The following is a 12,628-nucleotide window of genomic DNA, read 5'->3' on the forward strand; positions in this document are numbered from 1 at the left end:
GTACTTCCATAAAATATACCAATACTCATAAATAAACCTCCTTAATTCTTGTTAATATAATTATATAATAAAACGTTTTGATAATCAAGATATTTTTAAATAAAATAAGCCAACTTGAAATTTTATAGTTGGCTCATTTTAAACTAAATTTTTAAACTCTCTTCAATCAGTTTTTTAGGGTCTTGAATTGCTACCTTTGTTTTAACATCCAATATTTTCATATTTTTAAATCTTTGAGGTTCTTTTATAGCTACATCATGTGCAAAAATTACTACTTTAGCATTTTCAATATCTTTTTGAGTAATTCTATTTACAATACCATTGGCTCCCTGAGTTTCAACTTTTATTCTAATTCCCATTTTAGCGGCAGTTTTTTCCAGTGCTTTAGCAGCTAAAAATGTATGAGCAACCCCAGATGGACAAGATGTTATAGCCAGTACTTCAGCTTCACCTTCGTCCATGATACTTTCATAATTTAAGTCTTCCATCTCATCTTCCAAAGTTTCAGGTGCAATAGGTTTTAGAGTATTGACAATCAAAGCAGTAGTCAATGCACCCAAAATAGTTCCAAGTATATATCCAAATTTCCCTTCAACTACTGGTAGAACAATCCATCCTCCCCAAGGAGCATGGTTAATAGAATTCATTAAAAATCCAACAATGTTACCGACAATACCACCGGCAACTATAGCAGGTAAGACTCTCATAGGATCAGCTGCAGCAAAAGGAATCGCTCCTTCACTGATTCCAATTAATCCCATTATAGCAGCGGCCTTTCCAGCTTCTTTTTCATCTTTTGTATATTTTTTTGGAGATAAGAAAGTAGCTAAAGCCATTCCAAGAGGAGGAGTACAGATTGCTATTCCAACTCCACCCATTAACCAAGGTTGTGTATCGACTTGAGTTTGAGCAAAAAGTGTAGCTACTTTATTGATAGGACCACCCATATCAAAAGCTGTCATTCCACCAAGAATTGCCCCAAGAGCAATTTTACCACTACCAGCCATGCTAGCAAGCCAAGTATTCATACTTGTCATCATAGTAGCTATCGGAAGACCAATTCCCCACATCACAGTACCACAAACTATAAAAGTTCCAATCAATGGATAGATAAATATTGATCCTAAGGATTTCATACTATCAGGAAGTTTTATTTTCTTTAGAAGATTGATAACAAAACCAGCTATAAATCCAACAATAATGGCTCCTAAGAATCCAGTTTTATAGTTTTGAACCGCTATCCATGAACCTATCATCCCCGGTGCTAATCCTGGTTTATCAGCTATAGAGTAGGCAATATATCCACCAAGAACAGCTGTAAAAAGAGTAAGCCCAGCAATACCCATATCAGCCATATCCTTTAAAAATCCAGTATCCGGCACAGCACCTTTTCCAGAGAGCATAACAGCAAGAGATAGCAGAACTCCACCGGCAACAATGAAAGGAATCATATGAGAAGTTCCAAAAAGAAGATTTTCCTTTAATTTATTGAGATGAAACTTAAGCGATTTATTCTCTACACTTAAATTTTCATTTTTTAAAGGTATTGATGTATCATTTTTTAAAATGATATTTAAAAATTCATCTTTATTTTTTGCATTTCTAAGAGATTCTATAAATCCATCTTCCATAAAAAGAGTTGTAAGGTTAGATAAAACTTCAATATGTGTAGTTCCTTTTTCTGCATCAGGAATAGCAATTAAAAACACAAGATCCACATTATTGTCCTCATCAACCGATTCCCAATCTGTGATTTTATTTTTTAGTCTAGCTGCAGCAATTTTAGCTGTTTTAACAGAAGAGGATTTCCCATGTGGGATAGCCAAACCATCTTCTAATCCAGTTGGAGATTTACTTTCTCTAACTAGAACAGCTTCAAGAAATTCATTTTTGTTATTAAGAGCACCATTTTTATCAAGTAAATCCACTAATTTTTCAATTACTTCATTTTTAGTTGAAGAATCTAAATCTAGAACAATTAAATTGTTATCTATTAGATTATTAAAATTCATAAAAACCTCCTAAGTTTTATTTTTCTTTTATGATAGCAAAATAAAAAGGAAAAGAATAGAATCAGATTTTTTCAAAAAAATATGATTTTTTTTGTCCATATATGCTTTAAATTAGAAAAAGTAAAGAACTTATGATAAAATTGAAAAAGGAGGAATCTAATGACTAAAAGAGAGCTAGAAATTCTTAAATATCTTATAAAATATAATGGAAAAATTAGTTATAAACTTCTTTCAGAATTTTTATATGTGAATGAAAGAAGTATAAGATATGATATAGACAAAATAAATGAGGTATTGAACGATAGTGCTTATCCTCAAATTAAGAAAATTGAAAAAGGTCAAATTGAGTATATGGACTTAAATATCCTATCTACGGTAATTGATAAATTTATAAGGTGTATAGATATAACAGAATATAAAGATGAGATTTTACTATTTAAAGTTTTATTTTTAGAGAGAATAAATCTAAAAAGCATAGAAAATGAATTTGGAATAAGTAGAAGTAGTGTGAAAAATATATTAAAAGTAGTTAGAGAAAAGTTAAAACTTAATAAATTAAAATTGGAAGTAGAGGTACAAAAAGGTTTAGTTTTAGTTGGTGATGAGGAAAATATTAGAAAAGCTCAATTAAAATTTGTAGTGAAGTATTCAAAAGACATCTATTTTTCAAATATTATTGAAGAATATTATGGTGAAATAGATAGAAAAAAAATAGAAATTTTTTTAAAATTGGTAATTGATAATACAAAATATATAATATCGGATGAACCATATATAAATTTATACTATTATATTTTGGTAATGATTGATAGATTAAAAAAAAGTCAATCTATTTCGGAGAATGAAAACCAGATATTTTTTCAAGGGCTAAAAGAGTATAGGGTAATAAATAAATTTTTAAATATTTTGGAAGAGGAGTATCAAGTAGAAATTACCTTAAATGAAAAAGTACGATTGACAGATTATTTTTTAGGAAGTCACTGTTATTCCTCTGAAAACAGTAGTTATAAGTTTTGGATAGAGATTGATATAATAGCTAAAAAAATAATTAAGATTTTTTCTGAAAATATGGGAGTTAATCTTTCAAAAGATAAGGTATTATTGAAGGGAATTGTTAATCATCTAAAGCCAACAATTCATAGATTGAAAAATCGGCAAGTTTTAGAGAATAGTATTTTAAAAGATTTTTTGAAACTATACAGACCTATTTTTATAGGAACTAAAAAATCTATTAGACCGTTAAAAGATTTTATTAATTTAGAGATAACAGAGGATGAAGTAGCTTTTCTGGCCATTCACTTCAAGGCAGCTTTAGATAGAGCAGATAAACTTGAAAATAGAAAAAACAGTATATTAATAGTGTGCAGTTCAGGATATGGGACATCAAAATTGTTGTCACAACAAATTAATGAAAATTTTTCAGTAAATATTGTGGAAGTAATTCCGTTTTATAAACTAAAAGACTATAATTTAGCTGATATAGATCTTATAGTGGGAACAATAAATATAGATGAATTTGAGTTCCAAAAGCCCTGTATAACAATAAATCCTATTCTATCTAGAGAGGATATAGGATTATTGGAAAATATTGGACTATCTAAAAGAAAAAACAAAATTTTTCTTTCAGATATATTGGAGATTTTTAGAAAAAGTGGAGTAATAAAAAATGAAAATGCTCTGATAAAAGACTTATCTAGCCTTATGAATGAAATTTTAATAAATGATATTCATGAAAATGAACCAAAATTGTCAGAGATGATTGAAGAGGTTCTTCTGGATGTAGAATGTAACAGTTGGGAAGAAGCAATTAAAATGTCTGGAAAAATAATGGTAGAAAATAAAATATGTGATATGACATATATTGATAGCATAATAGAAAGAGTAAAAGAGTTTGGCTCGTATATGGTAATGAGCAATAGAGTTGCCCTTCCACACAGTAAAAATATTGGAAATGTTTTTAAAAGTAAAATGGTTTTAATGAATTTTAGAGATTATATACTTTTTCCTGAGGAAACACCAGTGAAAACTATGTTGGTATTTACATCTCAGGATGAGAATGCACATTTAGATGCACTTTCTAATTTTTTAGATTTAGTTAATAACTATAAATTTTTAGAAAAATTAGAAAACAATCCAAGTAAAAAGAAAGTAATTGATATTATAAAAAAATATGAATTTTTATCAAATTTAGGTAAAAATAGAGATATAAGTTAAAATCCCCTCTTTTGAATTTAAGAAGGGATTTTTTTTCTACCAGTGATTAAAATTAAAGTATTGATAAAAAATGCAAAAATTAAGATATAGTTCGAATAATTACCACCATAAGTTTTTCCCAATAGAGCGGTAATTCCTCCCACTATAATTGCACTTAAAACATAAAACTTGTTAAATCTATATCCGAGAATTCCGGCAAAACAAGGGATTATAAGAGCACCAGAGTAAACGGATAGAGCTAGAAGTAATGAATTTAATATGAATTTAAGTTTAAGAGCAACCAAAATACTGAAGGTTCCAAATATTGCTATAAAAACTCTTGTAAACTTAATAGACTTTATGTTTTTCAAATTTTTAGTAAAAATTTCTGTAAAAACAGATGATGCAGTTAATAGGCTGGTATCTGCTGAAGAGATGACCGCTGAGAGCAATCCAAAATATAGTAGTAAGCTCACAAATTTAGGAAGTTTATTTGCAGCAACGTGTAGTAACGGAGATTCTCCTGAAGATAGATTGGGAAAAGTTCCAGCTGCATAAACACCGATTTTAGCTAACATAAATGCTAAAGGTATCAGTATTATTATACTGATTATAATAGATTTTTTAGCAACAAAGCTATCTTTAGCACAAAAGATTCTAGAATATATGTCAGGTCCAACAAAAAAAGTTGAAGAGTAAGTTAAAACTAAAACAAAAAGATCAGTGTATCCAAACTTTTCGTTGAACACATTAGGTGCAGTATAGTTTGTATCAATATTTGATATAAATAAAAAGCAAACAACAATTCCTAAAAGTATAAATAAAAGTTGAATACAATCTGTTTTTATAATAGAGAATTGCCCTCCTAAAATAGTATAAATAATAAAAATAACTCCACTTATAATAACTGCATTAAAATAACTAATAGCAGTGAAAATACCGATAATTTGAGCAGCTCCCATAATCTGAGCAGCGACAATCCCAATCCAAGCTATAGAAATAATGAGTGAACTCAGTATTCTAACCTCTTCTCCATAAAAGGTTCCCAAAAGTTCGGGTAAGTTGTATCCCTTAAATTTTTCAAATTTTTTTAGTAGAGGTAGAAGTGCTCCCAGTCCCATTGCACCACAAATAAGGAGCCAAATTCCAGCCCACCCAGAATTATATGCAAAAGATACGCTACCTAATACAGCTGAACTTCCGAGTATTGTCGCAAGTAAACTACCTGTAACTTGGAAAACATTAGCTTCTTTATTTGCTATAAAGAAATAGGAACTATTTTTAATTTTTTTAAAAGAGTTATATCCAATAGCTAAAACACTTAAAAAGTATAGGTTTAAAAACAAATTTTCTAGCACTTAAAAATTACCTCCTAATTGTATACAGTATTCTACATATAATATTATGAAATAAAAGATATGTCAAATTTAATTATCTATAATTAGTTATAAAAAAACTTTAAAAAATGCTTTAAATGATGTAGGATATAAAAAAGTTCTGTAAGAGGTGGTATATGAAGAAAAGATATATTTGCTTGGTATTATTGACGACTTTACTAGCAAGTTGTAGGAACATAGAAAAATACGAAAATAGAAATGCTTATCAAATACCTGTTGTTCCAGATAGAGTTCCAGAAAAATCAGCTGTGCCAACAGTGGAGTCAGTAAAAGAAAAAGAAGACTCGAAAGCTATGAAAGAATTTGTAAACTCAAAAGTATTGGAGCATGGTAACTTGAGTTTTTATGCTGTGGATGTGCAGAGTGGAAAGGTTATTGAGAATTACAGAGGTGAAATAGCTTTAACTCCAGCTTCTGTTTTAAAAATAATCACTTCAGCAACAGCACTAGAGGTCTTTGGACCAGACACTGTTTTAGAAACCAAGGTCCTATATGATGGAAAATTATCTAAAAATGGAGTTTTAACTGGAAATATATATATTCAGGGAGGAGGAGACCCGACTCTAGGTTCGAGTGGAATTTCCATAGATAGAGAGGAGTTTCTAAAAAATTGGACTGATGCAATAAAAAAAATTGGAATAAAAACTATAAATGGAAATATAATTGTACTGGATGATCTTTTTGGATATGAAGGGATTTCAGGAAAATGGCTATGGGAAGACATGGGGACGAACTATGGACAAGGAACCTATGGAATCAGTGTGTTTGATAACATATATACTCTTTATTTGAATACAGGTATCTCAGGAAAAAAGCCTGAAGTGATAAAAACTAAGCCAGTGATTCAAGGATTGGTATTTGATAATCAAGGCTTAGTGATGCCGGGTGGAAAGAAAAATTTGTATGTGAGAGGAATTCCACTGGAAAATAAAAGAAGAATTTTTGGAGTGGTTCCACAAAATAAAAATGGATTGACAATTCAAAGTGATATCCCTGATCCTGGATTATTCTTAGGACAGTATTTTTCATACTATTTAAAAAGAGAGAATATAAAAGTGAATGGAGAGATTAAAACTGCCAGATTAACATCACAAAGACCCAAAAATCCAAAGGTTATAGCAGTGACTAAATCCCCTCCAATGTCTGAAATAGTAAGGATTTTATTGGTTAAAAGTGATAACCATTATACAGAGCATCTATATCAGTTGCTAGAAAAAACAAAAGGGGTAAATATAGAAAAGTTTTGGGAGGAGAAAGGGATAGATGTACATTCTTTGACTGTGAGAGATGGAAGTGGACTTTCTAGAGGAAATACGGTTTCAACAAAATTATTGGTTGAGATTTTACTATACTCTAAAGATGAATTGGAAAATCTTCTGCCAGTTGCTGGAAAAGATGGAACAGTCGCTCTATTTTTAAAAAATACACCTTTAGATGGAAAAGTTAGGGTTAAAAGTGGAAGTATGAGTGGGATACAATCCTATGCTGGTTATGTAGAAAAAGATGGAAGAACATACGCTTTTGCTGTCGTAGTTAATCATTGGAATGGAGAAAGAAGTGAATTACGAAAAAAAATGGAGAATTTATTGAATACTATTTTCTAAAAAAAAGCTATGAAGAAAAATCTTCATAGCTTTTTATTGACTGTGGTATCCTCTATTAAACGACTTTCGTCATATATATAATTGGTAAAGTCTATCTTGTAGAAAAGAGAATAGATAACTGGAATGACCCCAAGTGCTAAAAAAGTGTCCGTAACAAGACCAAATATAAGCACGACAGCCACTGGTTGGAAAAGTGGTCCTCCAAAGAAATACAGAGGCATTAAACCAACTAATGTTGTGGCAACTGTTAGAAATATAGGTCGAAGTCTAGATTGGCAACCAAATACTACAGCATCTTGGTCACTACGACCTAAAGAATCTTTTTCTATAGTCATTTTATCTACTAGAATTATAGCGTGATTAAGAACTACCCCGGCTAGAGCTATAATACCAATCATAGCCATAAATCCTAGATCAGTTTTAGTCAATAGTAATCCGATAGCAACTCCTAATATAGAAAGTGGAATAACAAGCATGATAGTCAATCCTTTTCTCATAGAGTTAAATTGAGCTACAACTAGGAAGAACATTCCTAAGATTGCTATTGGAACTTGTGCAAATAGAGCTTCTTGATTTTCATCAGATGTTTGCATAATTCCAGATGAATAGTATTTTACATCTGGACCCCAATCTTTAAGCTTTTCATTGAGCCAAGGCATAAAATTTTTATTGACTTCAAGAGGCGTTGTAGAATCTTTTACAGCAGCATCAATTTCAATAGAATAAGCCATATTTCTAGTAGAAACTAGGCTATCATAATATTCTAAAGAGATTTTAGCAATCTGTTTTAAAGGAACAGCTTCTCCTTTTGAATTTACTATTTCAATAGATTGTATAGAATTCAAATCATCTTTATATTGATTAGTACCTCTTAAAACTATAGGAATCACTGTACTCTGAGGTGGAGCGTCAAAATTTCTATACACACTAGCATTATACCCCTGAAGGACATATTGCAAATAAGTTCCGATAGTATCATTAGTGAATCCAGCCATTTGAGCTTTTTCAGTGTCTATCTCAATAAATATTTTAGGAACTTCAACTCCCCAATCAGCAGACACAGCATATGTACCATCAAGGGATGCTAATTTAGTTTTGACCTCTTCCGCTACTTTCTTTAAAAGAGTTATATCACGAGAGGCGAAGACATATCCTAAGTCTTTTGCAAGAGATACTCCACTACCTAATCCTTTAGAAACGATATCTATATCAGGATATCTATTTAAAAGATATTCATTGACATCTTGACTCAATTTTGGAATTAGTCTATAATCAGTTAAATTATACATTACATAGGCATATTCAGGAAGTTGTGTCTGAGGTGAATACCCAGTAGAAAATCTAGGAGCACCTCCACCTATAAATGATCCCCAACTCAAAACTCCTGCTTTTTTATATGTTTTTGTAGTACCACCAGTTGTTAAATAATCCCAAATCCCTGGAGGATTTGGAGTTTGTGGTCCAGTACTATAATTTTTTTCAATAAATTTATTTAAATCTTCAACTACTGCTCTTGTATGATTGACATCAGTACCTTTAGGTAGGGTTATGTATGTTGACATAACTGGGTCGGTTGAGCCGGGCATAAAGTTAGATGGAGCAAGTCCAAGTAACCAAATACCAAAAATAAATGAAAGAGCTGTTAAAACAATTGTAATTTTTTTATATTTTAAAACTTTGATAAGAATCTCTCTATATAAAAGATACGATTTGCTATTAAGGTTTTGCTTTTCACCGGGCTTTAATTTTATAAAATCATAGCATAGTAAAGGTATAAAAGTCTGATTTATTAACCATGAACTCATAAGGGCGAGCATAACGACAATTGTCAGCGGTCCTACGTATTCTCCCATATTTTGTTTGTTCAAAATGATAGGTGAGAAGGCCATTATAGTTGTTAGAGAACTAACAAGCAGTGGAATTGCGAGTGTTTTAGAGGATTCTAAACACGCTTCCATTCTAGGTTTCCCCTCTTCTAATAAAACAGTTATATTTTCAGACATAACAACAGCGTTATCAACAAGCATACCAAGAGCTATAATAAGCCCAGCAAGAGTAATCTGATTAATTCCATAGTTAAACCAAAATAGTCCAATCAGAGTAAAAGCAATTGAAGTTGGAGTTAGTGCAGCAACAATTAGTCCAGATCGAAGCCCTAAAAATACAAGCATTACCAAAATTATTGTAATTACAGCTTGAAACAAATTGACTATAAAAGCTGTTACATTTGTTTGAACCAAGTCTGGAAGATAGTAGATTTCTCCCACTTCAAGCCCTATCGGTAGAGCATTTCTGAAATTTTTTAAAGTTTCTTGAATACCTTTTCCCATCAGTAAAACATCTTGTCCAGAACCCAAAGAGATTCCTAAAACTAAAGATTTATTTCCATTGAAATCGATTGAGTATGTGGATGGCTCCTGGTACCCTTTATAGATATTGGCAACTTCACTCAAGTATATGCTGGAGTTTCCATCAGGACTTGTAATTATAGTATCTTTTATATCATCAATATCTTTAAAATTCCCACTGGGTGTCACTTTGAGTCTATTTTGATCAATGACTATATTTCCACCTTTGATAATTACATTGGAGCTATTTAAAGTATTAATAATATTTTCTAAGGTAAGACCTGTTTGAGATAAAAGTTTATTATCAATATCTATATATACAGTTTCATTTTGGATACCCGAAATATCAATGCTTCCGATTTGGGGAACATTAAATAATAAAATTTCTTTTAATTGATAAGCAGTTTCATACAACTCTTCATAGGTATATCCCTCTCCACCTATTGCAAGAAGAGTTCCATAAATATCGCCGTAAAAAGTATTTATCTGAGGTGCTTGTACCCCTTCCGGAAGGTTTGGGACAACAAATGTATTTATTCTATTTCTAAGTTCTGTCCAGACAGGTTGAATATCTTTATACTCAGCTTTAATATTTACATAAACATTGGATTGTCCATCTGTATTAGTGGAATTTACATACCATAAAGAGTCCATATTTTGTACTTGATCAGCGATTCTTTTGCTGACTAAATCAGCCATCTGTTTAGCAGTAGCACCGGGCCAATTAGTTGTGATTAATGCTACTTTTATTGTAAATCCAGGGTCCTGAGCTTTTTCAGATTTCTGATAGGATAAATATCCTCCAATGAGTAGAATAACTATCAAAAAATAGGTTGTAACTTTATTTTTAATTGCTAGTTCCGTTAATTTCATGGCTATTCAGCTCCTTTTAAAAGAGAAACCTTTTGATTTTCTAAAAGAACATTACTTCCTTTTGTAACGACATAGTCACCATCAGTTAATCCATTGACAATTTCGCTCCCCTCTTCAGTAGTACTTCCAAGTACAACAGCCTGTTTTTTAGCTATCCCGATATTGTTTTCAAGATTTGTGACAATATAGACATATTTTTCTCCATTGGGGGCTGTTAAAATGGCAGTTAAAGGAACTGCAATAACTTTGTTAGTATTGCTCGTAGTTACGATAACCTTTGCGGTCATCCCAACTTTCACGGTATCTAAAGGATCAACAATTTTAGCTTTAACAGGATAAGTTCCACCATACCCAACAGAAAGAGTTCCAATATTGGTTATAATTCCCTTTACATTCAAATTATTGAGTGAAGTTATTTCAATTTGAACTTCCTCTCCCAGTTGTAAATCTCCAATAACGGATTGAGATACGTTAAATTCTACATATCTCTCACCGAAAGTATTCAACACAAAAATTACTGTGTTTGGGGACACATTTTGATTAACTTCACTTTTTACTTGACCGATAGAGCCATCACTTGGGGCTGTCAGCTTGGTATAACTAAGATTAACTTTAGCTAAGTCAACAGCGTCCTTAAGAGCTTTAACAGAGGAAATTGCGGATTTATAATTTGCGGTAGCACTATCATATGAAGCTTTTGAGATACTATTTTCTAAATACAGAGCTTCTGATCTTTTAAAATTAGCCGTAGATTCAGCTAGGTTAGCATTTCCTTTATCTAAATTGGAAAGAGCTTGTTGATAATTAAGCTGATATTCAATTGGATCTAGGGTAGCCAAAATTTGTCCTGTTTTAACTGTATCGCCTAGTTGTGCAATACGATTATTTATAGTTCCGGAGACTCTAAAACTTAAATTAGAAAGAGCTTCAGTATTTACTGTACCAGAATAGGCACGTTTAACACTATATTCTTTTTTCTCAACTTTTTCATATACAACTGGTTTAGCTTCTTGACTTGAATCTTCGGCTTTATCTTTGCCACACGCTAATAGTATTAGCAATAGTGTTACTATTAAAAATCTATTTTTCATAATTTATTCCCTCCTAATTATCTAACTCTTGTTGAAGTTTAAGCAGTAAAACCTTTCTTTCAGATGGGTCCATAGTAAGAGAGGACTTACCATAGAGATATTCAAGTTTAAGCGTAGAGTTAATTAGATTAAAATTTTCAATAACATGACTTAACTCTTGACTCAAAGTATTGTTTTGAGCAGATAAAAAATCAGTCAATGTAGTTGTTCCTTCTGTATATAGATTAGTCACGATATCTAAATTTTTCTTAGCTACATCTGAAGATATTTTAGTCGTATAGCTTTGAACAAAGTTAGTTAAAAGATTTGTATATGTTTGTAAAACCTCTTGAACCAATTGATTTTGAGAAGAAAGTTTATTATACTCCAGAGCTTTTAATTCACTTTTTATAGCTTGACCATTGTAGTGTATTTCACCTCCGCTAATAAGAGGTAAAGTGACGTTGATTCCAGCTTGCCAATATTCATCTGGAAAATCTCCGTTTGAATTTTTACCCCAAGGTGTTATCATGTTATTTTTATAGTAATTTCCTGAAGCAGTGACAGTAGGTATAAATCTTTCTCTATTATTGGATACAAGTTCTCTCTCTTTACTTTTTATAGTGTTATCAAGTTGTTTTAAAGAGTTAGAGTTTGTCAGGGCACCACTTATTAAAAAATGCTCGATTTTTTTAGATTTTTCTGAACCAAATGTAAAGTTTTTACCTAAGTTTTCACTTAATAAGAAATATGGTGCAAGTTCATCAAGAGTTTCATAAGTATAGGAGTTTCCCTCAGGATAGTTTAAAAGATTATTTAAGTATATCTCTTGTGAACGGATTTCACCTTTCACATTTGAAATATCAGATAAAGCACCAGCTACATTTGATTGCAATCTATATACATCCTGCAAACCACCAGCACCAACATTATAGTTAATTTTTGCAACATTTAAGGTCTCTCTCAAGAGGTTATAGTTGCTTATTTGTATTACTAATTGGGCTTTTAATTGAAGGATATTAACATATGTAGAAGCTACATAATATATAGTAGCTAATTTTTGTTGTTCAAAAGCTTTTCTACTTGAGTCCAGTGTCAATTTATCAATATAAACACTGGCGTTAATTTGGT

7 protein-coding genes are annotated in these 12,628 nt (G+C 31.3%); 2 read left to right on the forward strand and 5 right to left on the reverse strand.

Going from position 1 to position 12,628, the window contains the following annotated elements:
* Positions 1-143: 143 nt before the first annotated feature.
* Positions 144-2,012, reverse strand: a complete 1,869-nt coding sequence (locus ACWI69_RS10745; RefSeq protein ID WP_448821836.1) for a fructose-specific PTS transporter subunit EIIC — start codon at positions 2,010-2,012, stop codon at positions 144-146.
* Between the two features lie 159 nt (positions 2,013-2,171).
* On the opposite strand from ACWI69_RS10745, the gene ACWI69_RS10750 reads away from it, so the two are divergent.
* Positions 2,172-4,226 (forward strand): BglG family transcription antiterminator, encoded by a 2,055-nt coding sequence (locus ACWI69_RS10750; RefSeq protein ID WP_448821837.1) that lies wholly within the window; start codon positions 2,172-2,174, stop codon positions 4,224-4,226.
* 17 nt (positions 4,227-4,243) lie between these two features.
* On the opposite strand, the gene ACWI69_RS10755 is transcribed toward ACWI69_RS10750, so the two are convergent.
* Entirely contained in the window at positions 4,244-5,563 is a 1,320-nt protein-coding gene (locus ACWI69_RS10755) for a sodium:solute symporter family protein (RefSeq protein WP_448821838.1), read from the reverse strand.
* Between the two features lie 155 nt (positions 5,564-5,718).
* Between ACWI69_RS10755 and dacB the strand changes: the two genes are divergently transcribed.
* The gene (gene dacB, locus ACWI69_RS10760) at positions 5,719-7,206 is read left to right on the forward strand and encodes a D-alanyl-D-alanine carboxypeptidase/D-alanyl-D-alanine endopeptidase (RefSeq protein ID WP_448821839.1); all 1,488 of its coding nucleotides are present in this window, start codon (positions 5,719-5,721) and stop codon (positions 7,204-7,206) included.
* Between the two features lie 23 nt (positions 7,207-7,229).
* Here dacB and ACWI69_RS10765 read toward each other — a convergent pair whose 3' ends face one another.
* From ACWI69_RS10765 to ACWI69_RS10775, 3 genes are all read right to left on the reverse strand, one after another.
* The gene (locus ACWI69_RS10765) at positions 7,230-10,427 is read right to left on the reverse strand and encodes an efflux RND transporter permease subunit (RefSeq protein WP_448821840.1); all 3,198 of its coding nucleotides are present in this window, start codon (positions 10,425-10,427) and stop codon (positions 7,230-7,232) included.
* A 2-nt stretch (positions 10,428-10,429) separates the two neighbouring features.
* Positions 10,430-11,518 carry an efflux RND transporter periplasmic adaptor subunit gene (locus tag ACWI69_RS10770; protein ID WP_448821841.1) on the reverse strand — a complete coding sequence of 363 codons (1,089 nt, stop codon included), beginning with the start codon at positions 11,516-11,518 and terminating at the stop codon, positions 10,430-10,432.
* A 13-nt stretch (positions 11,519-11,531) separates the two neighbouring features.
* The coding region (locus ACWI69_RS10775) for a TolC family protein (protein WP_448821842.1) at positions 11,532-12,628 on the reverse strand (1,097 nt) is incomplete at its 5' end.

This window comes from Cetobacterium sp. (assembly GCF_977044495.1).